Genomic DNA, 22,298 nt, shown 5'->3' with positions numbered 1-22,298 from the left:
GGGCGACGCAGGGAGAACCTACGTCCGTGTCGTGAAACGTGTCAACGAAATCGGGCAAATTCGTGGATCGATCTACACGATCGAGAATGAACCGTTACAGTGGCGTTCGCGGAGGCCCCGATCGGGGCGTCGTCACAGCACGGCAGCAACGCAGCACGGCAGCACGGCAGCAGCGACAGCGCGAGGAGGCGATGATGAGCTCGATCGAGACCGGTCACACCGGCCCCGCGACCATCCAGGACGTCGCGCTGCACGCCGGCGTCTCGCGCGCCGCGGTCTCCAAGGTCATCCGCAACGCCTACGGCGTCAGCGCCTCGATGCGGGAGCGGGTCACCGCCGCGATCGAGGAGCTCGACTACCGGCCGAGCGTCGCGGCGCGAGCGATGCGCGGCGCCAGCTTCACCCTCGGCGTCGAGGTGCCCTCGCTCGACAACGCCTTCTTCAACCGCATCGTCACCGGCGCGAGCACCGCCCTGGAGGGGACCCGCTACCAGCTCGTCGTCGCGCCGGTGCAGAGCGATTTCGGCGACGACGGACTGCGCGCCATCGAGGCGCTGGTCGACCGCCAGGTCGACGGGCTCATCGCCGTCTCGCCCGTGGTCAGCCACGCCTGGCTCGAGCGGCAGTCGACGCGGATCCCGATCGTCATGCTCGGCCGGCACGACGCCTCCGTCGGCTACGACACCGTCACCAACGACGACGTCGCCGGAACCGATCTCCTGATGGACCACCTCTTCGCGCTCGGGCACCGCCGGATCGTGCACCTCACCGAGAGCAGCCAGGTCACCCACCGGCTCGCGGAGGCGCCGCACTTCGTCCGGCGCGTCCGGTACGAGCAGCGGATGCGCGAGGCCGGCCTCGAGAGCGAGACGCGCATCGTGCACGTCGACGCGGCCCGCAGTGACGCCCGGGTCCGCTCGCTCGAGCTGTTCCGCTCACCGGACCGGCCCACCGCGTTGTTCGCGGGCAACGACTCGCTCGCGCTCGGCGCGCTCTGGGCCCGGAGCGACGCCGGACTCGACGCCTCCCAGCTGTCGATCGTCGGCTACGACGACATCGAGATCGCGGCCCACCCCGGGGTGTCGCTGACGACCATCGACCAGCACGGCGAGACCCTCGGCGCCCGCTCGGTCGAGCTGCTGCTCGAGCGGATCGCCGGTCGGACGGAGGCCGTGCACTTCGAGGTCGACCCGGTGCTCCGCGCCCGCGACTCCTCCGCCGCGCTCCGGACCTCCGCGCTCACCGCAGACCCCACCCACTCCTGAGACCCCGCCCACTCCCGAGACCCCGCCCACTCCTGACCACCCCGACCACTCCCGAGACCCCGCCCACTCCTGACCACCCCGACCACTCCTGACAGAAGGACGATGATGACCGACTGGACCGCCCGCTTCACGGCGCCCGCCGCTGCCCTGGACGCCGCCCCACTGCTCCGCCGCGAGACCGCCCTCGAGACCGGGCACGGCGACGTCGTCTCCGCGACCCTCCGCCTCTCGGCGCTCGGGATCGTCGAGGCCTGGATCGACGGCGAGCCCGTCTCGGACGAGCTCTTCACTCCCGGCTGGACCAGCTACGAGTGGCGCCTGCGCTACTCCGAGCACGACGTCACGAGCCTGATCTCCGGCGACTCCGTGGTGCTCGCCCTCGCGCTCGGCGACGGCTGGTACCGCGGCCGCCTGACCTGGGGCGAGGGCGCCGAGCCCTACGGCACCGAGATCGCCGGCTTCGCCGAGCTGCGGATCACCTTCGCGGACGGCACCGAGCAGGTCGTCGCGACCGACGACTCCTGGCGCGCCGCGACCGGATCGACGACCGCCGACAGCATCTACGACGGCCAGGACATCGACGCCCGCCTCGAGCCGCAGGGCTGGAGGAGCGCCGGCTTCGACGACTCCGCCTGGACCGCCACCCGCGAGATCGACGTCGACCTCTCGAAGCTCGAGCCCTACATCGCGCCGCCGGTGCGCCGCCTCCGCGAGGTCGCGCCGCAGAAGATCTGGACGAGCCCGTCCGGTCGCACCCTCGTCGACTTCGGCGAGAACCTCGTCGGCTGGCTGCGCGTCGAGGTCACCGGCCCGGAGGGGAGCGTCGTCACGCTGCGCCACGCCGAGGTCCTCGAGGACGACGAGCTGGGCGTGCGCCCGCTGCGCGAGGCGAAGGCCACCGACCGCTTCACCCTCTCGGGCGGCGCGGACGTCTTCGAGCCGACCCTCACCTTCCACGGCTTCCGCTACGCCGAGGTCGAGGGCTGGCCCGGGGACATCGCCGACGGCGCCCTCACCGCGGTCGTGGTCTCCAGCGACCTGCGCCGGATCGGCACCTTCCGCAGCTCCGACGACCTCGTCAACCAGCTGCACGACAACGTCTACCGCGGCATGGTCGGCAACTTCCTCGACGTGCCGACCGACTGCCCGCAGCGCGACGAGCGCCTCGGCTGGACCGGTGACATCGCCGCGTTCGCCTCGACCGCCGTCTACCTGGCCGACGCCGAGGACTTCCTCCGCGACTGGCTGCGCGACCTCGCCCTCGAGCAGGCCCACCACGACGGCGCCGTCCCGTTCGTCGTGCCGGACGTGCTGAAGCGCCGCGCGGCCGAGACCAGCTTCCCTCCCATGGACTCCACCGCGCTGTGGAGCGACGCCGCGGCCTGGGTGCCGTGGGCGGTCTGGGAGGCGTACGGCGACCCGACGGTGCTCGAGGAGTCGTTCGCGTCGATGGCCTCGCACGCCCGCCGGGTGCGCTCGAAGCTCTCCGACTCGGGGGTCTGGGACACCGGCTTCCAGTTCGGCGACTGGCTCGACCCCGACGCCGCGCCCGACAAGCCCGCCGACGCGAAGGCCGACACCGGCGTCGTCGCGACGGCCTGCGCCTACCGCACGGCCCGCATCGTCGCCGAGAGCGCCGCCGTGCTCGGCCGCACCGAGGACGAGCGGGAGTTCACCGAGATGGCGGCGCAGCTGCGCGAGGCCTTCCGCGCGAAGTACGTCGCGGACCAGCGCGTCTTCAGCGACTGCACGACTGTCTACTCCCTCGCGATCGTCTTCGGCCTGCTCGACGACGACGAGCTCGGCTGGGCGGGCGACCGCCTCGCCGAGCTGGTCGCCGAGAGCGGCTACACGATCTCGACCGGCTTCGCGGGCACGCCCTTCATCACCGACGCGCTCTCCTCGACCGGGCACATCGACGCCGCGTACCGCCTGCTGCTGCAGCGCGAGTGCCCGTCGTGGCTGTACCCGGTGACGATGGGCGCGACGACCGTCTGGGAGCGCTGGGACTCGATGCTGCCCGACGGCACCATCAACCCGGGCGAGATGACGAGCTTCAACCACTACGCGCTCGGTGCGGTCGCCGACTGGCTGCACCGCGTCGTCGGCGGTCTCGCGCCGCTGGAGCCCGGCTACTCCCGCCTCCTGATCGCGCCGCAGCCCGGCACCGACCTCGACTGGGCGGAGTCCACGCTGGAGACCCCGCACGGCCTCGCCTCCGTCCGCTGGGACCGCCGCGGCGACGCGATCGAGCTGGCCGTCACCGTCCCGGAGGGTGCGACGGCCGTCGTCCGCACGGCCGGCGCCGAGGACCGCGAGCTCGCCTCGGGCGCGCACACGCTGACGCTCTGAGCGCGGAGGGGGCCGACCTGTGGAGGGTCGGCCCCCTTCGCGTCCGCCGCCGAGGTCTCAGACGGCGGTGATGTATCTGCGGAGCAGTGCGCTGAACTCCGAAGGCGGGACGTCAGACCCTCTGAGACTCAGGCGGAGACCCGGCGCGCCGGCGAGTCGGTTCAGCGCGGTCGCCGCGTCCCGTCGCGCTCCGGCGTCTGCGCGGTCTCCGATCCGCCAGCCTCCGATCTCGGCGGGTTCGTTCGAATGCCTGATCTGCAGGAGGTTGAAGAGGTCGATCATGTCGTTCGTGCTTCTGCGGGATTCGTAGGACAGGGCTTTCACGATCAAGGCGCGTTCGACTCCCGGGACTCGGGTGCGGAAGGTGAGCGGAGTGTCTCGCGCATCAGCAGGTGATCCGCGGCCTCGTCGGCGTCGGGACCTCCGCTCCGGCGGAGATCCCAGGCGGCGATGAGCGGGTCGACGGTGCGGCCGTCCGGGTACCACGCGGTCGCCGTCGGCCGGATCGTCCGGTCCCTCGGAACGGTGACCAGGAGAGTGCCCTCTCGCGAATCCGACTCCGTGAAGTCAGCGGGTTCGAGTGGGAGTCCGCGGTCGGCGTAGACGACGGCGAGACGCGGGACTCTCCACGGCTGGAGACGATCGGCGGCGGAGTCGCCGGACAGCAGCGCTGGAACTCCCGTCGTCAGGGCTCGCTCTCCCTGCGCGATCACGGGCCGAAGGGAGTACCAGTACTGAGCGAGCCCGCCCGGGCCCGGGTACTCCGTGAGGAAGTGCCGGACGAGCGCCTGCGGGTCGCGGGCGGTCCAGCCGTGCTCGGTCCGCTCGGCGAGGAGCGGGTCGGCGCGGAGCAGCTTCGAGATCGCCATCTGCGAGACGCCGCACTCCGCCGCGAGCTCCATCTGCGAGCGGGGCTCGCGGGTCCGCACGAGGGTGCGGAGGAGGGCGAAGCGCGCGTACGGCACACGCAAGGGGACGGCGAATCGATCGTTCGTGGGGTACGACAGGTCCTGCCTGTCCAGGATGACCGTGCCGTCGTCCGTGCCGAACAACGCGAGCCGCGGCTCGTCGAGAGCGAGTCGGCGCGCGATCGCATTCGCTCGCGCCACGACGAACCCGGTCACGGCGCCGTCGATCGCCCGCGAGGCCTGGTCGCGCAACTCGGAGGCGGTGGGCGGCCGAGGGGTGATCACGAGGCGCACGTGCAGGTCCGCGCCGGACGGCGTGGTGATCCTCAGCTCGCGGAAGCCGGTGATGCGCGTGCTGAGCCCGGCGTCGAGCAGCAGCTCGCTCAGACGTGCGGAGTGGTCGTCGCGGCTCATGTCCTCAGTCCAAAACCATGCGGACTAAATCGTTCGGAAGGTTTTAGAAAACGGCGCGGTTCGTCGCGCGGGTCACGCCGCGACGGCGTCCTCCAGCGGGTCGGTGGGCTCGTCCGGCTCGAAGGAGTCCGGCTCGGCGAGGATCGCGACCGGCGCCAGAGGGGTCTGCGCCGCAGAGTCCACGTCGTCCTCCGCCGGTGCCGCGACCTCCGCCAGGCGCGCCCGCTCGACGGCCGCGATCAGCACGGCGAAGGCGACCTCGAGGGTGTCGGTGTCGCGCAGCAGGACGCGCTCGCCGGTCGCGGTGTCCAGGCGCAGGGTGCGGAAGACGGGCTGCGGCAGGTCGTCGGCGAAGGTGATCAGACCGTGGACGACACCGGTGCGGCGGGCGCGGGCGATCCAGCGGTTGGAGTGGGTGCGGAGAAGGATCATGACCGGGACCGTCCTGGCTGCTGGTGGTGCGCGGTGAGGGGGGAAGTCGATCCTCTCCGAGCATCCTGCACAGGAGCCCCGTGTGCCTGTGCTTGACAGAAGAGTCCTCGCGCGTCAGCGCACCCGGGCGCGCGCTCCGGCCGCCGCGCGCAGGGCCTCGACGAACTCCGGCACCACCGGATTCCCGGTGTCGCGGACGAGCACGCCGATCTCGCGGACGGCCCGCGGGTCGTCGATCGGGATCTCGCGCACGCCGTCCTCGATCGACGACGGGCTCGGCGGCAGGATCGTCAGCCCGAGTCCCGCCGCGGCCAGTCCGCGCGCGGCGCGGTAGTCGCCGACCTCGAAGGCCGGCTCGGGGTCGCGTCCCTCGAAGGACAGCAGTCGCCGGGCCGACTCGTGCAGGCCGTAGCCGGGCGAGAGCATGATCAGGTCGAGGCCGCGCAGCTCCTCGACCGTCACGGAGCGGCGGGAGGCGAGCGGGTGCCGGTCGTCGACGACGGCGAGCAGCGGCTCCGTGTAGAGGGTGGTCGTGGTGGTGCCCGGCAGCTCCGGCGGGTCGGCGACGATCGCCAGCTCCGATTCGCCGTCGGCGACCGCCCGGAGGCACAGCGCGCGCGAGCCGTGGCGGAGGCCGAAGCCGACGCGGGGCCAGCGGCGGCGGAAGCGCCGGATCACGTCGGGCACGAACGTCTCGCCGAGCAGGGTCTGGAAGGCGATCGCGATGCGGCCGTCCTCGAGGTCGCGGGCCTGCTGCACCTCGGTCAGGCCCGCGCGGATCAGCGCCAGGCCGTCCTGCGCGACGTCCGCGAGCCGTCGGCCGGCCTCGGTCAGCACGACACCGCGGCCCTCACGGCGGATCAGCGGAGCGCCGACCAGCTCCGACAGGCGCGCGAGCGAGCGGCTCGCGGTGGGCTGCGGCACGCCGAGCTCGGCCGCCGCGGCGGTGACGCTCCCGGTCTGCGCGACGGCGACGAGCGTCGGAAGCAGCCGGAGGATCGCGGGCTCATCCATGCCTTCAGCGTATAGGTCAGCGCGCGACAGGCATTGGTCATGCGTTCGCCGCGGTTCTAGCCTCGGAGGATGAGCACCAGCGTCCGCCCCGCCGTCGACGCTCCTCCCGTCTCGCAGCGCCGGCTGACGATCGCCCTCCGCGCCGCCGGGGTCGCGACCTTCGCCGAGCTCTACGCCGTGCAGGGCGTGCTCCCGCAGTTCTCCCGGGAGTGGGGGATCTCCGCGTCGGACGCCGCCCTGACCGTGTCGGCGGCGACCGTCGGACTCGCGCTGATGGTGCTGCCCTGGGCGTCGATCGCCGAGCGGATCGGACGGCTGGAGTCGATGCGGATCGCGGTGCTCTCCTCCGTGGTGCTCGCTCTGCTCGCCTGCGTCGCACCGTCCTTCGAGGTGCTGCTCGTGCTGCGCTTCCTCAGCGGAGCGGCACTGGGCGCGGTGCCGGCGCTCGCCGTCGCGGCGATCCACGACCGGGTCGGGGGGGCGGGTGCGACCGCCGCCGCCGCGGCCTACGTCTCCGGGACGACGCTGGGCGGGGCCGCGGGTCGCCTGCTGGCCGGTCCGCTCGCCGCGGTGGTCGGCTGGCGGGGCGCGCTGCTCGCCGTCACGATCGTCTGCGCGCTCGCGGCCGTCGCGTTCGTCCTGCTCGCTCCCCGGGGCGGTGTCGCGCGGGCGCCGCGGGGCGAGGGCGGCTGGCGCGGCAAGATCGCGCAGGTGCTCCGCGATCCGGTCCTGCTCGCGGTCGCCGCGCAGACGTTCTTCGTCGTCGGCGTGTTCGTCGCGGTGTACAACTACCTGGCGTTCCGGCTCGAGGCCGCGCCGTTCGCGCTGCCGCCGGCGCTCGTCTCGCTGCTGTTCCTCACCTATCTCGCCGGCACCGCGACCTCCCGGCTCGCCGGTGTCTGGGCGCCGCGCCTGGGCCCGCGGGTCGTGATGCGGATCGGCGTCGCCGCGATGATCCTCGGCCTGCTCGTGATGCTCTCCGAGCTGATCGTGGTCGTCGTCATCGGGCTCGTCCTCTTCTCGGCCGGCTTCTTCGCCGTGCACGCCACCGGCGCGGCCTGGACCGGCGCGCGAGCGGCCCCCGCCCTCCGCGGCCACGCCGGCGCCGTCTACACGATCGCCTTCTACGTGGGCTCGGGCGTCGGCGGCTGGCTGCTCGGCTTCATGGTCGAGGCGGGCGGCTGGGGCGCGCTGACCGCGGTGATGATCGCCCTGCTGCTCGTCGGCGCCGGCTGCGTGAGCCTGCCGAGCCGCGCGAGCGTCGCTTCCGCGCGCTGAGCGCCTGGCCGGTCGTCGCGCTTCTGCGACAGGATGGGGGCTCGCGCACGGAGTGGGGGACTTCATGACCGACAGCACCCGGACGGATCCGCGGTTCCACCCCGCCTACCAGCGGGGGTACCAGGGGCAGGGGGCGCCGAGAGTCTCCGCGACGCCCGCGGAGGAGCTGTTCCGCCGCCCGCGCGGAGCCGAGGCGGCCGAGTTGCGCCGCTCGACGAGGTCGGAGGAGCCCGGGCCGATCCGTCCGCGACGCCCGAGACCCGCGCCGGCGCCCGAACCGTCGCCGATGCCCGTCTCAACAGCGCTGCCGAACGCCGGCGCCGTCGAGACTCACGTCGCGCAGGCTCCGGTGGGCGGGGTCGACACGGAGACAGCGGCGGCTGCGGCGCTCCGGCCCTCCGCGCTCGATCGGCGCGTCCCGCTCGCGCTCGCCGTGCTGGGCGTGCTGTTCCTGGTATCCGGGGTGGGACTGCTCTGGTCCGCCACCTCGGCGATGTACGGGGGCTACGGCGCTCAGCCGAGCGAACTCGACCGGTTCGTCAGCGCGGTCACCAACTATCTGGCCGGCCCGGCCGTTACGATCGGCCTGCTCTCGATCGGCGCGGCGATCGCCGTGCGGGCGGCGCGCTCATGACCGGGCGAGGGGGCTGGTGGGGCCTGCTGCTGGGCTACACCGCCCTGCTCTGGGCGCTGGCGCTGGGGGCCTGCTGGGTCTCGGCGGTGCAACCGGACAACTGGAGCTACACCGACGGCGACGAGATTCCGCTGGCCGCGATCGTCTCGAGTCTGCTGTGGCCGGTCGCGACGGCACTCGGCACCGCGACCTTCGCGATGACCGCGGCGACCCTCGCGCTCGGACTCGTGCGCGCCGGCCGGGGCAGGCCCGTCGCGGAGGACGAGGGACCGGAGGACGAGGACGTCGAGCTCGGCGAGGGCGTCCTCGTCGAGCTGCTGCCCGCGGGAGGCGCCGGGCGCCGCTCCTGACGCCGCGCCTCGCTCGGCCGCGGGCCGTGCGACAGGATGAGACTCCGAGTGCACGAGGCGGGGGCGGTCATGGCCGACAGCAGCAGAACGGATCCGCGGTTCCACGCGGCGTATCAGCGCGGGTACCAGGGGCCGGCGCCGGAGGTGCGCCGCCGTGAGGAGGAGGCCTACCGGCGCCCGCGGCGGGCGGGCGGGCGGGTATCGCGAGCTGATCCGAGTCCGCGCGTGGAGTCGGCCGAGCCGGAGTCCCCGTTCGCCGGCCTCTCGTTCGTGCCGGATCCCGCTGACGTCGAGGCCGCCGAGGACCGGCCCGTCGCGGAGGAGCCGCCGCCCGCGGCACCGGCGGTCGTCCGTCCGCTCGGGCGCCGGGTGCCGCTGACGCTCGCCGTCGCGGGTCTCGTGCTGATCCCGCTCGGCCTCGCAGCCCTGTGGTGGTCGACGCTCGCGTCGTACACGAACAACGTCGTCTACGAGCGGCTGGAACCCGAGCAGTACCTGCGGATGCTGCTCGGATTCGTGGCGTCGCCCGCTCTCACCGTCGGCCTCCTCGCGCTCGCCGCAGCGGTCGTGCTGCAGGCCGTGCGGCGGTCCCGCGCGTGAGCGGTGCTCGCGTCTGGTGGATGGGCGCCGTCCTCCTCGATGTCGTCCTGTGGGCAGCTCTGCTGGCGATCCCGGCGATCATCCTCGTGCTGCCGAACCAGTGGCAGGGCGACTCACTGACCGCCCCGATCGAGATCGTCTGGCGGTCGGCGCTGGCGCAGGCGGCGGGCCCCCTGGCGACCGCGGCGCTCGGGCTGCTGGTGGTGCTCGCCGTCGCGGCGGCACAGCACCGCCGGGTGCGGCCCGCGCCCGCGGACAGTGAGGACGCCCCCGACGGGTGGGTCGAGGGCGAGCTCGTCGAGCGCTGACGGCGCGGGGTCTCGATACGCCGCTGCGCGGCTACTCGACCAGCATGCAGGGGACCGCCGCACTCCTTCTACGGTCGCGTCGCAAGGACGGAGCGCCCGCTTCATGGTGATCGAGTAGTGCCCGGAGGGCGCGTATCGAGATCCACCGTGCCCTGGAGGGTGGGTCTCGATACGCCGCTTCGCGGCTGCTCGACCAGCATGCGAGGGACCGCCGCACTCCTTCTACGGTCGCGTTGCAAGGACGGAGCGCCCACTTCATGGTGATCGAGTAGCGCCCGGAGGGCGCGTATCGAGATCCACCGTTGGATGGAGGGTGGGTCTCGATACGCCGCTGCGCGGCTGCTCGACCAGCATGCAGGGGCCGCTCCGCTGCTACTTCGCGAGGGCTCCGAAGCGGAAGAGGTAGGTCGCGTCGAGGGTGTCCTCGATGCCGGTGACACCCGAGGCGGCGACGACCGTCTCGCGGCCCTGGAGCAGCGGGATGATCGGCGCGTCCGTCGCGGTCTGAGCCTGGATCTGCTCGATCGCGGTGGCGCGCGCGGCGGGCTCGGTCGCGGTCGCCTCGGTGTCGATCAGCGCGTCGACGGCCGGGTTCGAGTAGCCGTTCGCGACGGAGGCGCCGGTGGTCGAGTAGGCCGAGCGGAGGAAGTTGTCCGGGTCCGGGTAGTCCGGGAAGAAGCCGAGCTGGTAGGCCGGGTAGCCGGCGTCCGGCGAGAGCTGCTTCACGTAGCTGGTCCACTCGGTCGACTGCAGGTCGACGGTGAACAGGCCCGAGGACTCCAGCTGCGACTTGATCAGCGCGTACTCCTGGTCGGAGTCGGGGCCGTAGTGGTCGGAGGTGTACTGCAGCGGCAGGGTCACCGGGGTCGAGACGCCGGCGGCGCTGAGGATCGCGGCGGCGGCGTCCGCGTCGGGGGTCGTGCCGTACGCGTCGGCGAAGGCCTGCGTCGCACCGGTCTGCCCGTCGAGCACGACGGAGTAGGCGGGCGTGTAGGTGCCGCGGTAGACCTGCTCCGACAGCTCGTCGCGATCGACCAGCGAGGCGACGGCCTGGCGGATCGCGAGCTTCTGCTCGGGAGTGCCGCCGGGCTGGGTGTTCACGTTGAAGGTGAGGAAGCGCACCGAGCCGCCGGGGCCGTCGACGACCTGGAGGTCCGCGTTGCCGCGGAGGTCTTCGACGTCGGTCGCGGTGAGCGAGCGGTACGCCACGTCCACGGCGCCGTTCTCCACGTCGAGACGCAGGTTGGTCGACGAGGTGTACGGCCGCAGCACCACGTCGGCGGTCTTCGGCGCCGGGCTCGAGGTCGACTCGTTCGCGGCGAGCTGCAGCAGTCCGCCGGCCTCGTAGTTCTGCACGGAGTAGGGCCCGGAGCCGATCACGTCGGCGTCGTCGAGCAGCGCGTCGGCGGGGAAGACCTCCTCGTCCACGATCGGTCCGGCCATGCTCGAGAGCACGTACGGCCAGGTCTGGTCGTTCGGCACCGCGAGGGTGAAGACGACGTCGTCGCCGTCCTGCGCGACCGACTCCATGTTCGCGAGCAGCGGCGACGGGCCGTTGTCCGAGGCGATGTCGACGACGCGCTGGAAGGAGAAGACGACGTCCGACGCGGTCAGCTCGTCGCCGTTCGAGAAGGTCAGGCCGGGCGCGATCGAGCAGCGGTAGGTCGTCGCGTCGTCGAAGCCGCACTCCTCGGCGGCCTCGGGGACCGGCGTGGTGGAGCCGTCCGCGTAGCTCAGGAGGTGCTGGTAGATCTGGTTCTGCGGCGTGAAGCTGCCGCGGTCCCAGGCGCCGGCCGGGTCGAGCGAGACGATCGAGTCGGTCGTCCCGATGACGAGGCGCTCGCCCGCGGCGGAGTCGCCGGTCGAGGCGCCGGGGGCCGTGCAGCCGGCGAGGGCGACGGCGGTGCCGAGGGCGGCGAGGGCGCCGAGGGCGCGGAGTGTCTGCATGCTGCTGCTTTCGTCCGTGGTGCGGGGGAGTGGTGGAGATCTAGAGGGTCGCGAGCCGGAAGCGGTCGAGCGCGCCGGCGCCGTCGACCAGGTCGGCCAGCAGCTCGCCGAGCACGGGCCCGAACTTGAAGCCGTGGCCGGAGAAGCCGGTCGCGAGGGTGACGCGGCCGACGCGGTCGAGCACGAAGTCCTCGGTCGGCGTGATGTCGTAGAGGCAGGAGATCGGATCGGCGCTCGCAGCATCGACGCCCGGCAGCCAGTCGGCGACGTACTCGACGAGCCGGGCGAGTCGCTCGGGCTCCGCGCGGAAGTCGCGGTGGTCCGGATCGACGACGCGGCCGGTGCCGTGCTCGCCGACCTTCACGCCGACGCCCGGGGTCGCCAGGCCGTAGATCGTCGGCTCGTCGCCGCGGTGGTGCACGAAGCTCGGCCAGGCGTCGAGCGGCAGGTCCGTCGTGAAGTGCGCGGGCTGCTCCTGCGTGATCCGCAGCGGCGGGAGCGAGCGGCCGGCCGCGGCGACCAGCCCGCCCACGAGTCCCGGGGTCCAGGAGCCGCCCGCGACGACGACCGCGTCCGCGAGCAGCGGACCCTCGTCGGTGACGACGCGGACGCCGCCCTCGCGCTCCTCGATCGCCCGGACGCCGGTGCTCGCCCGGACGACGGCGCCGTGCGACTCCGCGGAGCCGAGCAGCGCCTCGATCGCGGCGGCCGCGTCGAGCCGGCCGCCCTCCGGGTGCAGCAGCACGTCGGTCTCGAAGCGCAGGCCGGGCCAGCGTGCGGCGGCCTCCTCCGCGTCGAGGCGCTCGCAGGGGATGCCGTCGCGGGCGAAGGCCTCCTCGATCGCGAGCAGGGCGGAGGCGTCGCCGTGGTCGATCGCGCCGGTCGCGGTGAAGAGGCTCCGGCCCGACTCCCGCTCGAGCCGCGCCCACTCGGCGGCCGCCCGGCCGGTCAGCGCGCGGTAGTCGTCCTCCGCGTAGCCGCGGCGGAAGATGCGGGTCTCGCCGTGCGAGGAGCCGCGGTCGTGGCCGCGCTCGAAGCGCTCGAACAGCAGCACCCGGTCGCCGCGCTCGGCGAGGGAGCGCGCGGCGGCGGCGCCGACGAGGCCCGCGCCGACGACGACGACGTCCCGGTCGCTCATCGGGCGGGCACCGCGTCGACCAGGCGCCGGGCCGGCATCGCCGCGCGCACGGCGGCCTCGTCGGGGAACTGCCGAGCGGCGAAGCGGGCCGGGGCGTAGCGCTCGGCGTCGCCGAGGGTCGTGCGGCCGTGGAGGACCAGCTCGGCGACGAGATGGCCGAGACCGGGCCCGTGCGTCACTCCGGACTCGTTGTCGCCCGCGGCGACGAACAACCCCGGCAGCTCGGGGACGGGGCCGGCCAGGAAGCGGCGGTCGGCGGTGTAGGAGACGACGCCCTGCGTCCACTCGGTCTCGCGCAGCGCGTCGGCGGAGGCGGGGATCAGGCGGGCGATCAGCGGGGCGAGGTGCGCGTCCATCGCCTCGACGAGGTCGGTGCGCTGCGGGCGGCGGTCGGCGGCGGACTCGCCGAGCGGCTCGTAGCCGACGCCGTTGCCGTAGGTGAGGCCGCCGAGGTGCTCGCGGACCCAGAGGCCGCCGAGCTCGGGCAGCATCAGTGTCGGCAGGTGCGGGAGGCCGAAGGGCGCGGTGGTGAGGCGGCTCGCGACGACGCGGGCCAGCGGGAGGCGGCGGCCGAGCGGGGCGAGCAGCTCGTTCGTCCAGGACCCCGCCGCCAGCACGACGCTGTCGCCGGAGAAGATGCGGCCGTCGGCGGTGCGGACGCCGCTCGCGCGGCCGTCGGTCGCGAGGACCTCGGTGACGGGCGCGTGCTCGACGATCTCGACTCCGGCCGCGCGGGCCGCGGCGACCAGGGCGAGCGCGGCGTCGGGGGCGCTGATCTGGATGCCGTCGGGCTGGAGGAAGCCGCCGGTGACCGCTCTTGCGTCGAGGCCGGGGACGAGCTCGGCGGCCTCCTGTGGCGAGAGCTCGCGGGAGCCCTCCGGGCGCAGCGGGTGCTCGGCGAGCGGGCCGAGGTGGTCGCGGACGCCCTCCTCGGTGACGGCGAGCCAGGCGCTGCCGGTCTCGCGGAGGAGGATGTCGACGCCGCCGCGGTCCGGATCGACGGCGAGGGCGCGGTAGAAGTCGAGGCCGTACTGCTCGAGGTCGCGCTCGGACTCGTTCCAGTACCAGGCGTAGCCCGCGGCCCACAGGCCGACGAAGCCCGCGCCGGCCGCCGTGGTGCCGCGCGCCGCGTCCCCCGACTCGACCAGCGTGACCCGGGCGCCCCCGCGCGCGAGGTGCAGCGCGGTGGCGGCCCCGAAGAGCCCGGCCCCGACGACGACGACATGCCTACTCATACTCGGTATCCAACCAGCGGGGCCCCTGTCGGTCGAATCGATATGACGCCCCGAGTCCTCCCTCCCCTCCGCGAGATGCCACTTGTGCACGCTTCTGTCGGCGTGTCGCGTACGCAAGTGGCATCTCGCGGCGGGGGAAGGGGCGCGCACCAGGTCAGGGGGCGGGGAGGAAACAGTTTCGGTAGGGTCGGGGCACCGTTGAGAGGAGGGCCTGTGGCCCGCACGCCGGACACCCGCGTCACGCTGGACGTCGTCGCGGCGCACGCCGGCGTCTCGAAGGCGACCGCGTCGAAGGTCCTCAACGGCCGGCCCGGCGCGTCCGCCGCGACGCGCGCGCGGGTCGAGCAGTCCCTCCGCGAACTCGGCTACAGCCCGAGCACCCGGGCGCCCCGGGTCGGCGGCGGCGTCACCGTCGTCTTCGACACCCTGCTCAGCGTCTACTCGCTGCGCGTCCTCGAGGGCGTCGTCGGAGGTGCGCAGAGCGAGCGCGTCGACGTCACGACCGGCGTCCTCGCGCCGAGCGGCTCCGCCGACGAGTCGCTCCGCTTCGACGCCGCGTTCGTCCGCTCCGTCGCGGCGAAGGGGCACCTCGGGATCCTCGCCGTCACCACCGCGATCGACGCCGAGATCGTGTCGGCCGCTGCCGAGGCAGGGCTGCCGCTCGTCGCCGTCGATGCACCGAACCCGCTCGACCCGTCCGTGGTCAGCGTCGGCTCGAACCACTGGGTGGGCGGGCAGCAGTCCACCGAGCACCTCGTCTCGCTCGGCCATCGGAGGATCGCCTTCGTCGGCGGCGACGCCCGCAACCCGGGGCTGCGCGCCCGCTACGGCGGCTACCGCGAGGCGCTCGCCGCGGCGGGCCTGCCGGAGGACCCGGCCCTCGTCTCCGAGCAGGGGATGGGGTCGGCCGAGCACGTGGTTCCGGGACTCCTGGCACTGGACGATCCGCCGACCGCCGTCGTCGCGACCAACGACATCGACGGCCTGCAGACGATCCGCGCCGCGATCGCAGCCGGCCTGCGCGTCCCCGAGGACCTGAGCGTGATGGGCTACGACGACACCTTCGCCGCGCTGCCGACCGCCGTGCTCCTCTCGACCGTGCACACGCCCATGCACGACCTCGGCCGCCTCGGCCTCGAGACCCTCGTCCGGATGCACGACGGCATCCCGCCCCTCTCGCACCGCATCGAGCTGGCCACCAGCCTCGTCGTCCGCGAGTCGACGGCCCCGCCGCGAGGGTGAGCGGCGAACCCGCTCAGCGCTTCTCGTCGTCCGGAACGTCGCCGATGTAGTCGGCGATGACCTCCGCCATGTTCTCGAGCGCTTCCCGATGGGACTCGATGTACTCCTGGTCGTACGCGGACTGCACCGCGAGCTCGATCCCGACGAGATTCGTCTCGGCCTTGCAGTCCATATCAGCGGTCGCGGTCGCGATCTGCTCGGGAGTGACAGGCGACGTGCCGCCTCCCCAGCGCGGATCGAACTCCGCGCTGATGGGGTCCGGGTAGTCGAAGCCTCGCTTCGTCATGCAGGTGCTCCACGCCCCGACGACCGCTTCGACTCGGCTGTCGGCAGAGGGGACAGGCGGACCGCCGTCCGGGAGAGCGGACGGGTACCGGGCCGAGAACGCCCCGCCCCCGTCGCCGAGAGGGAAGGACCCGTGCACGGACATCGAGCACTTCGCGAACTCATCGGGCGCGACTCCGGCCGGTACACCGCTCGGCAGAGCGCCCACGTCGTCGCCCGCACGCGTGTAACCGTGCCGGCTCGCGTTCTCCGGGTCGAAGAACCCCCAGAGCTTCGAGTGCTCGTATTCGACCTGGCCGTCGCCGAGGAAAGCGAGGACCGCCTCCTCGTCGAGGGGCCACTCGATCGACCGCTCGTCGTCGTCTTCGCGCAGGCAGGCGATCTGCTTCGTGCGCTCGGCGCGCACGAGCTGAAGGATCAGCTGCGTATCGGGGACGTACTGATCGATCGGCCGCACGATCTGCGACGGATCCGTCGGGACGCGGATCAGTCCGAGCCGGGGCTCGGCGGTGGTCGCAGGGCCGTCCTCGGGTGCTCGCGCTTGCGTCGTGCATCCGCCGAGTCCGACGGTCGCGGCGAGTACCGCCACGAGCGCGAGCATCCGGGTCGGCCTGGGACGCCGCTCGCGGCTGACGATCGACTGGTGGCCGAAGCGCGGCGACGGCTCCTCCTCGTCCCGTCGCGCCGCCATCAGCCCGCAGCCTCCTCGCCGAGGTAGGCCGCCAGAAGGTCCGCCATGCCGTCGAGCGCATCCCGGTGGGTCTCGATGTACTCCTGGTCGTACGCGGACTGCACGGCGAGCTCGATCCCGACGAGGTTCGTCTCGGCCTTGCAGTCCATGTCAGCGGTCGCGGTCGCGATCTGCTCGGGGCCGACGGAGGCGAGCCCGGACTGCCATCTCGGATCGATCAGAGCTGAGATGGGATCCGGAGACGCGAAGCCCCGCGATGCCATGCACGCACTCCACGCAGCGACGACTGCCTCGACCCGACTGTCGGCCGTGGGGACGGGCGGTCCGCCGTCGGGCAGCGAGGAGATGTAGGCAGCGGAGTAGGCACCCCCTCCGTTGCCGAGAGGGAAGGCACCGTGCGCCGAGAGTGAGCACTCGGTGAACTCGTCGAAGGTGACGCCCGCCGGTATGCCACTCGGGAGGGCCCCCGGAACGTCGGCGGGTCGCGAGTACCCCCGGACCGCCGCGTTCCCAGGATCGAAGAACCCCCAGAGCTCTGAGCGCACCACCTCGTCCCGGCGGGCGCCCTCGATGAAGGGGACCGCGCCTTCTTCGTCGAGCGGCCATTCGATGGTCCGTTCGTCGGAACCACGCAGACACTCGGACTGCTTCGCGCGTTCAGCGCGGACCAGTTGCAGCACGAGCTGCGTGCTCGGCACGTACTGGTCGATCGGCCGGACGATCTGCGAAGGCTCGGTCGGGGACCTTATGGGGCCGAGCTGAGGCTCGACAGCGGACGGTTCGTCGTCAGGAGGCCTCGGCGACTCCGTGGAGCAGCCAGTGAGCAGGACGGCCAGACCGAGCGCCGTGGAGGCTGCGAGCAGCGATCGTCGTCGCGCACGAGCGCAAACCGTCTTCGGAGCTGAGATCGTCGTCATCGGTCGAGTTCCGTCGGTGGTCTCAGGATCTACCTGATGTGCTCGACACTCACGGTCAGCTGTCTCGCGTAGCTGAAACCCCAATCGCGAGTGAAGGGGACGTCTCCGTAAGCATCCGTGGTGAAGAAACCCGCGTTGTGCCCCGCACCCACCGTCTGCTGCGAGGTGAGTCGATCCGCGGCGGTGCCGCTGTTCGCGTAGCAGTGGTTCCCGGTGTGGAACTTGAGGAAGTCAGTGCGGGTGCCGCAGTCGGGGCGGGTGATCGCGTGGGCGGGGACGGACGCGGTGATCGCGAGGGCGGCTCCAATGCCGACAGCGGCCATGGCCTTGGTCAGTGACTGCTTTTTCATGATGAATGATCCGTTCTTGTCGTCTTCGAGTTCGAGTGGAGATGCGCAGTGGAAGGCGACGATGAAATGCGGATCGACGCGCGAGAAGCCGACCGAAGGTCGGAATTCTTTCTCCATGAGCGGGTGATGCGGGAAACGGTAGGGCGGCCGTGGTGGCCACGGCCAGAGGCGGCGCGTTATCGCGGGTCCGCTGCTTCGATCGGGCACTCGGTTCCCCGAGAACACGCGGGATGAGGGGCGGGCGGCAGGCGACGATCCGCGCCGACCGTTCCGTCCGATGATCGGCGTCGGTAATCTCGCAGGGGTCCGCAGAATCGTCGAGACGGACGATATCTGCGCTCTATCGGACGATTCTCCAGGTGGCCTTCTCCCGGAGAATCTCTGCGCCTTCTTTCGATGGATCACTGTGCCTTCTTCCGATGGATCAGTGTGCCTCTGGTGAAGGCGAGGAGAGAGTCGTGGTCGAGAGGAATCAGCACGATCGATGAGCGAGAGGGGGAGTGCACCGTGACGGATTCGCGCGCCCCCCGACGGACCCCGGTGGAGCGGCGGCAGCGGCTGCTGCTCTGGGCGGCGATCGCGGCGGCGGTCCTCTCGACCGCCGGGCTGGTGCTCTCGCTCTCGATCCGCTCGCCCGCGCAGCAGGCGGCCGACCAGGCCGCACCTCCGCCGACGACGCTCACGGAGCCGGTGGCGCGCCGCGTCCTCACCGGGACGGTCACCGTGCGGGGGACCGTCGCGGCGGCGAGCACGATCAGGGTGCTGCCGGCGGTCGCCACCGCGGGCGGAGCGGCGATCGTCACGGCGCTGCCCAAGGCGGTCGGCGCCGCCGTCCAGGCGGGGGACGTCCTCGCGCAGGTCTCGGGTCGCCCGGTCCTCGCGCTGCCGGGGGCGACCCCCGCCTACCGCGACCTGAAGCCCGGGGCGGAGGGAGCCGACGTCGAGCAGCTGCAGAACGCGCTGGTCGCGCTGGGGCACCTCGCGGCCGACGACGTCGACGGGCACTTCGGCGCCGCGACGAAGGACGCGGTCGCCGTCCTCTACTCCGATCGCGGCTTCGACGCGCTGACGACCGCCGACGTGAACGAGGGCGAGGCGGCCGAGTTCAGCGGTGCCCAGCAGGCCGTCGTCGTCGCCCAGCAGCAGCGCGCCAGCGCCGCGCTCGAGTTCGCTCAGGCCGTCGATGAGGTCGCACAGGCCCAGGCGCGGCTCGCTGTCGAGTTCGCGACCCGCGCCGAGGCCGACGCCGAGGACGCCCTCGCGGCGCTCCGAGCGCGCACGGGGGTCGAGATGCCGCTCGCGGAGACCGTCTTCGTCCCCTCCTTCCCCGTCACCGTGGGCAGCCTCGACCTCCCGGTCGGAGCGCCGCTGGCGGGCGCGACCGGAGCGCTGATCACCCTCGACGTCGGCGATCCGATCGTCTCCGCGATCGTTCTGGCCGGGCGCGAGCAGCAGCTCGCCGCCGGCCAGAAGGTGGCCGTCGTGGACGACGTCGACCGCCGGGAGGCCGAGGGGACCGTCACCGCGCTCGGCGCCTACAGCGGGGGAGGCGCCGCCGAGGGCGCGGCGGAGGGCACGGAGTCCGCCCCCGGCTTCCCCCTCACGGTCACGCCGTCGCCGGCACTGCCCGCGGACTGGCGCGGCCGGAACGTCCGCCTGACGGTCACCGTCGGCGAGACTCCGGAGCCCGTCCTCGTCGTGCCGGTCGTCGCCGTGCAGTCGGCGGACGACGGAACGACCTTCGTCACCGTGCTGCAGTCGGAGGGGGGCCAGCGGGTGACCGTCGCGGTCTCGACGGGGCTCATCGCCGAGGGCGAGGTCGAGGTCACTCCGGCCGAGGGCGCCGTGCTCGAGGAGGGCGCCCGTGTCGTCGTCGGCTGAGTCCGGGGCTGAGGCAGATGCCGGCACTCCCGTGATCGCGCTCGTCGACGTCCGCCGCATTTTCCCCGGCCCGCCCGAGACGACCGTGCTCCTCGGAATCGACCTCACCGTCGCGCGCGGCGACTACCTGGCGCTCGTCGGGCCGTCCGGCTCGGGCAAGACGACCCTCCTGCACCTCCTCGGCCTCCTCGACACCCCGAGCGGTGGCGAGTACCGCTTCGACGGCATCGAGGTGACCGGCCTGACCGAGGTGCAGCGCACCTCCCTGCGGGGGCTGCGCATCGGCTTCGTCTTCCAGGACTTCCACCTGCTCAGCCATCGCACCGCGACCGAGAACGTGGCGCTCGGTCTCCTCTACGCCCGGGTCCACGCGGCGGAGCGCACGGCGCGAGCTCGGGAGGCGCTGGAGCGCGTCGGCCTGGGCCACCGCCTCGATGCGCTGCCCCGGACGCTGTCCGGTGGCGAGCGGCAGCGGGTGGCGATCGCGCGCGCGCTCGTGATCCGGCCGAGCCTCCTGCTCTGCGACGAGCCGACCGGCAACCTCGACTCCGGCTCCGCGGAGCGCGTGCTCGACCTCTTCGACGAGCTGCACGCCGACGGGGTCTCGGTCGTCGTCGTCACCCACGACCCGACGACCGCCGCCCGCGCCGGCCGAACGGTGCGGATGCGCGACGGGCGCCTGCGCTGATGGCGCCGTCGCTCCCGACCAGCGGTCTGCGAGCCGCCGACCTCCTGCGCGAGGCGCTGGCCGGGCTGGTCCAGCGCCCGACCCGGACGGTGCTGACCCTGCTCGGACCGTTGCTCGGGGTCGGCGCCTTCGTGGTCGTCCTCGGGCTCACGGCGACGGCCTCTGGTCAGATCTCCGAGGAGTTCTCGCTGCTGCAGGCGACGCAGGTGACCGTCACCGACGCGGGCGGGAGCGACGCCTCCGACACCGTGGACAGCTTCCCGCCCGACGCCGAGAGTCGGGCGGACGGGCTGACCGGAGTCGTCGCCTCCGGGGTGAGCTGGACGCTGCCGAGCGGGTCCACGCCCGTCTCCTCCCGTCCGGACGGTCTCGGCTCCGCCGTTCCGATGACCGTCGCCGCGGCCACGCCGGGCTGGTTCACGGCCGCCGATGCGTCGTTCCGCTCGGGCCGCGCGATCCAGGCGTGGGAGGAGGAGCGGGGCGTCCCGGTCGCCGTGGTCGGCGCGGGAGCAGCGAGGCAGCTGGGCCTGCCGCCAGTGGCCGGCGAGGCGAGCGTCTTCCTCGGCGGGGTCGGCTACACGGTGGTCGGGATCCTCGGCGAGGCCGGGCGCGACCCGCTCGCGGCCTCGACGATCTACCTGCCCGCCTCGGTCGCCCGGCAGGTCTACGGGCCGCCGAGCACGAGCGCGCCGGCCGTGCTGCTCGTGGAGACGGAGGTCGGTGCCGCCGGTGTCGTCGCGCAGCAGCTCCCGCTCGCGCTGCGGCCGGATGCTCCCGCGACGATGAAGACCTCCGCGCCGCCGGACCGGTTCGCGCTGGCGGAGAGCGTGACCGCCTCGCTCGCCGACCTCTTCCTGGCCCTCGCCGCGGTGATCCTCCTGATCGGGGCGGTCGGCATCGCGAACACGACGCTGGTGGCGGTGCTCGAGCGGACTCCGGAGATCGGACTGAGGCGCGCGATCGGCGCCCGGCCGCGCCACGTCTTCCTGCAGATCCTGCTCGAGACCGGGATCACCGGGACCCTCGGCGGTCTGCTCGGCACGGCCGCCGGCATCGCGGTCGTCGTCGCGAACGCCGCCCTGCAGCAGTGGACCGCGATCCTCGATCCGCTGGTCACGGCGAGTGCGCCGCTGCTCGGCACGCTCGTCGGGGTGCTCGCGGGGCTCTCGCCGGCGATCCGGGCCGCGCGGATCGAGCCGATCGAGGCGCTGCGGCGGTGAGCGGGCTCGCTGCGGCGGTCAGGTCGTGGCGCCCCGCGAGGCGCGCCGCACGCCGACCAGCACGACCAGGCGGAGGAAGCCGACGAGGCCCGTGCCCAGCAGCGCGGCGAGGAGCAGCAGCACGGCGACTCCCGCGACCCAGGTGGTGTCGCCGCTGACGTCCTCGACCAGGAACTCGAGGCAGAACAGCGCCAGGCCCGCGTAGGCGAGGACGAGCACGATGATCGTGCCGGGGCGGCGCAGGCGCTGGCGCGGGGTGCGCCAGAGCGCCGGCGGCTCGAGCCAGCGGCGGAGCAGACGGACGACGAGGGTGCCGACGAGGCCGGTCAGGCCGGCGCCGATCAGCACGACGCCGGCGGAGCCGAGGGGCGTCGAGTTCAGGCCGGCCAGCGACAGAGCGATGCCGACGCCGATGAAGACGGCGCCGAGCCCTCCCGCCGCCATCGCCGACCACATGCCGAAGCCGCCGCGGAGCACGCTCTCGCGCTCGGGGCGCGGCTCGAGGGGGGCGTCGACGAGGCGCTGCGGAGCGGGCGGGGCGGAGGAGGCGGGAGCGGGAGTGGTGGAGGCGGCCGCGGGCTCGCCCCACGCGGGCGCCGCTCCCGTCGTCTCGACCACGTTCTCGCGGACCGGGATGTAGCGCAGCGGCGCGTCGACGCGGACCTCCGGGCGACCGCGGACGACGGCCGTCGCGCTCACGGGGACGCCGCGGAGGAGGAGGACGGGCGCGAGCAGCAGGGAGCCGGACGGGTCGATCGACCACTCGGGGGTCTGCGGCGGGGCGCCGTACCAATCGGCGGAGGAGGAGCCGGCGAGGACGAAGGAGATCGGGCGGTCGGCGACGAAGGTCGTCGGGGGGAGGTCGCTGCGGCCGAGGTTGCGGACCGTCGCGGTGACCCGCCACCAGTCGTCGCCCGCGTGCGACAGGCGCACGTCGATGTCGACCAGCGAGGCCGGCTTCGCGCGGCGCTGGCCGATGACGACGGCGACCACGGCGGCGGCCGCGACGATGAGACCGCCGAGCAGGCCGACGACTCCGAGAACGATCTCCATGGGCCCAGTCAACCATCCGGGCGGGGGCGGGCGGCGGCGGGCGGCCGGGGTGGATCTCGATACGCGCGCTCCGCGCGCTACTCGATCAGCATGCTC

22 protein-coding genes are annotated in these 22,298 nt (G+C 73.2%); 11 read left to right on the top strand and 11 right to left on the bottom strand.

Going from position 1 to position 22,298, the window contains the following annotated elements; translation table 11 throughout:
• The first annotated feature begins 194 nt into the window (after positions 1–194).
• Together EDF22_RS14070 and EDF22_RS14065 are read left to right on the top strand one after the other, a co-directional pair.
• On the top strand, positions 195–1,265 hold the full coding sequence (locus tag EDF22_RS14070) for a LacI family DNA-binding transcriptional regulator (RefSeq protein WP_123705464.1): 1,071 nt from the start codon (positions 195–197) through the stop codon (positions 1,263–1,265).
• A 105-nt stretch (positions 1,266–1,370) separates the two neighbouring features.
• Entirely contained in the window at positions 1,371–3,617 is a 2,247-nt protein-coding gene (locus EDF22_RS14065; RefSeq protein WP_221180931.1) for an alpha-L-rhamnosidase, read from the top strand.
• A gap of 57 nt (positions 3,618–3,674) precedes the next feature.
• Here the strand turns inward: EDF22_RS14065 and EDF22_RS14060 are convergent, their stop codons facing one another.
• The 4 genes from EDF22_RS14060 to EDF22_RS14045 form a co-directional block, all read right to left on the bottom strand.
• Positions 3,675–3,899 (bottom strand): hypothetical protein, encoded by a 225-nt coding sequence (locus EDF22_RS14060; RefSeq protein WP_123705462.1) that lies wholly within the window; start codon positions 3,897–3,899, stop codon positions 3,675–3,677.
• Between the two features lie 44 nt (positions 3,900–3,943).
• Positions 3,944–4,939, bottom strand: a complete 996-nt coding sequence (locus EDF22_RS14055) for a hypothetical protein (protein ID WP_123705461.1) — start codon at positions 4,937–4,939, stop codon at positions 3,944–3,946.
• Positions 4,940–5,011: 72 nt separating this feature from the next.
• A complete protein-coding gene (locus EDF22_RS14050) occupies positions 5,012–5,371 on the bottom strand; it encodes a hypothetical protein (RefSeq protein ID WP_123705460.1) in 360 nt (119 codons plus the stop codon).
• A gap of 114 nt (positions 5,372–5,485) precedes the next feature.
• Positions 5,486–6,385 (bottom strand): LysR family transcriptional regulator, encoded by a 900-nt coding sequence (locus tag EDF22_RS14045; RefSeq protein WP_123705459.1) that lies wholly within the window; start codon positions 6,383–6,385, stop codon positions 5,486–5,488.
• A 69-nt stretch (positions 6,386–6,454) separates the two neighbouring features.
• On the opposite strand from EDF22_RS14045, the gene EDF22_RS14040 reads away from it, so the two are divergent.
• From EDF22_RS14040 to EDF22_RS20900, 5 genes are all read left to right on the top strand, one after another.
• Positions 6,455–7,663, top strand: a complete 1,209-nt coding sequence (locus EDF22_RS14040) for an MFS transporter (RefSeq protein ID WP_123705458.1) — start codon at positions 6,455–6,457, stop codon at positions 7,661–7,663.
• Between the two features lie 286 nt (positions 7,664–7,949).
• Positions 7,950–8,297: a hypothetical protein gene (locus EDF22_RS20515; RefSeq protein ID WP_148059196.1), complete on the top strand. Its 348-nt coding sequence runs from the start codon at positions 7,950–7,952 to the stop codon at positions 8,295–8,297.
• The gene (locus EDF22_RS14030) at positions 8,294–8,647 is read left to right on the top strand and encodes a hypothetical protein (RefSeq protein WP_123705456.1); all 354 of its coding nucleotides are present in this window, start codon (positions 8,294–8,296) and stop codon (positions 8,645–8,647) included. The genes EDF22_RS20515 and EDF22_RS14030 overlap by 4 nt, the downstream gene beginning before the upstream one ends.
• 225 nt (positions 8,648–8,872) lie before the next feature.
• Positions 8,873–9,247 (top strand): hypothetical protein, encoded by a 375-nt coding sequence (locus EDF22_RS14025; RefSeq protein ID WP_123705455.1) that lies wholly within the window; start codon positions 8,873–8,875, stop codon positions 9,245–9,247.
• Positions 9,248–9,267: 20 nt separating this feature from the next.
• The gene (locus tag EDF22_RS20900; protein ID WP_185038938.1) at positions 9,268–9,555 is read left to right on the top strand and encodes a hypothetical protein; all 288 of its coding nucleotides are present in this window, start codon (positions 9,268–9,270) and stop codon (positions 9,553–9,555) included.
• A gap of 372 nt (positions 9,556–9,927) precedes the next feature.
• Here EDF22_RS20900 and EDF22_RS14020 read toward each other — a convergent pair whose 3' ends face one another.
• From EDF22_RS14020 to EDF22_RS14010, 3 genes are read right to left on the bottom strand one after another with little or no spacing between them, the layout of a single operon-like run.
• A complete protein-coding gene (locus EDF22_RS14020) occupies positions 9,928–11,502 on the bottom strand; it encodes an ABC transporter substrate-binding protein (RefSeq protein WP_123705454.1) in 1,575 nt (524 codons plus the stop codon).
• A gap of 40 nt (positions 11,503–11,542) precedes the next feature.
• Positions 11,543–12,640 carry an FAD-dependent oxidoreductase gene (locus EDF22_RS14015; protein ID WP_123705453.1) on the bottom strand — a complete coding sequence of 366 codons (1,098 nt, stop codon included), beginning with the start codon at positions 12,638–12,640 and terminating at the stop codon, positions 11,543–11,545.
• Positions 12,637–13,875, bottom strand: a complete 1,239-nt coding sequence (locus EDF22_RS14010; RefSeq protein ID WP_123705452.1) for an FAD-binding oxidoreductase — start codon at positions 13,873–13,875, stop codon at positions 12,637–12,639. The genes EDF22_RS14015 and EDF22_RS14010 overlap by 4 nt, the downstream gene beginning before the upstream one ends.
• Positions 13,876–14,088: 213 nt before the next feature.
• Between EDF22_RS14010 and EDF22_RS14000 the strand changes: the two genes are divergently transcribed.
• On the top strand, positions 14,089–15,117 hold the full coding sequence (locus EDF22_RS14000) for a LacI family DNA-binding transcriptional regulator (RefSeq protein ID WP_185038936.1): 1,029 nt from the start codon (positions 14,089–14,091) through the stop codon (positions 15,115–15,117).
• A gap of 13 nt (positions 15,118–15,130) precedes the next feature.
• Here the strand turns inward: EDF22_RS14000 and EDF22_RS13995 are convergent, their stop codons facing one another.
• Genes EDF22_RS13995 through EDF22_RS13985 form a run of 3 tightly spaced genes read right to left on the bottom strand, consistent with a single transcriptional unit; the run spans position 15,131 to position 17,477 of the window.
• The gene (locus EDF22_RS13995; protein WP_123705451.1) at positions 15,131–16,093 is read right to left on the bottom strand and encodes a hypothetical protein; all 963 of its coding nucleotides are present in this window, start codon (positions 16,091–16,093) and stop codon (positions 15,131–15,133) included.
• Positions 16,093–17,010, bottom strand: coding sequence for a hypothetical protein (locus tag EDF22_RS13990; RefSeq protein ID WP_123705450.1), 918 nt, complete (start codon positions 17,008–17,010; stop codon positions 16,093–16,095). Before EDF22_RS13990 ends, EDF22_RS13995 begins: the two co-directional genes overlap by 1 nt.
• A gap of 29 nt (positions 17,011–17,039) precedes the next feature.
• A complete protein-coding gene (locus EDF22_RS13985) occupies positions 17,040–17,477 on the bottom strand; it encodes a hypothetical protein (protein WP_148059194.1) in 438 nt (145 codons plus the stop codon).
• Between the two features lie 390 nt (positions 17,478–17,867).
• On the opposite strand from EDF22_RS13985, the gene EDF22_RS13980 reads away from it, so the two are divergent.
• The 3 genes from EDF22_RS13980 to EDF22_RS13970 are packed head-to-tail and all read left to right on the top strand — an operon-like array spanning position 17,868 to position 21,149.
• The gene (locus tag EDF22_RS13980) at positions 17,868–19,241 is read left to right on the top strand and encodes a peptidoglycan-binding protein (protein WP_185038934.1); all 1,374 of its coding nucleotides are present in this window, start codon (positions 17,868–17,870) and stop codon (positions 19,239–19,241) included.
• Positions 19,225–19,929, top strand: coding sequence for an ABC transporter ATP-binding protein (locus tag EDF22_RS13975; RefSeq protein ID WP_123705447.1), 705 nt, complete (start codon positions 19,225–19,227; stop codon positions 19,927–19,929). Before EDF22_RS13980 ends, EDF22_RS13975 begins: the two co-directional genes overlap by 17 nt.
• Positions 19,929–21,149, top strand: coding sequence for an ABC transporter permease (locus EDF22_RS13970; protein ID WP_123705446.1), 1,221 nt, complete (start codon positions 19,929–19,931; stop codon positions 21,147–21,149). Before EDF22_RS13975 ends, EDF22_RS13970 begins: the two co-directional genes overlap by 1 nt.
• A gap of 18 nt (positions 21,150–21,167) precedes the next feature.
• Here EDF22_RS13970 and EDF22_RS13965 read toward each other — a convergent pair whose 3' ends face one another.
• Positions 21,168–22,202: a hypothetical protein gene (locus EDF22_RS13965; RefSeq protein ID WP_123705445.1), complete on the bottom strand. Its 1,035-nt coding sequence runs from the start codon at positions 22,200–22,202 to the stop codon at positions 21,168–21,170.
• Positions 22,203–22,298 lie beyond the last annotated feature (96 nt).

It is taken from the genome of Rathayibacter sp. PhB127 (assembly GCF_003751665.1).
Taxonomy (GTDB): Bacteria; Actinomycetota; Actinomycetes; order Actinomycetales; family Microbacteriaceae; genus Rathayibacter; species Rathayibacter festucae.
This window is presented reverse-complemented; position numbering and strand designations above follow the sequence as displayed.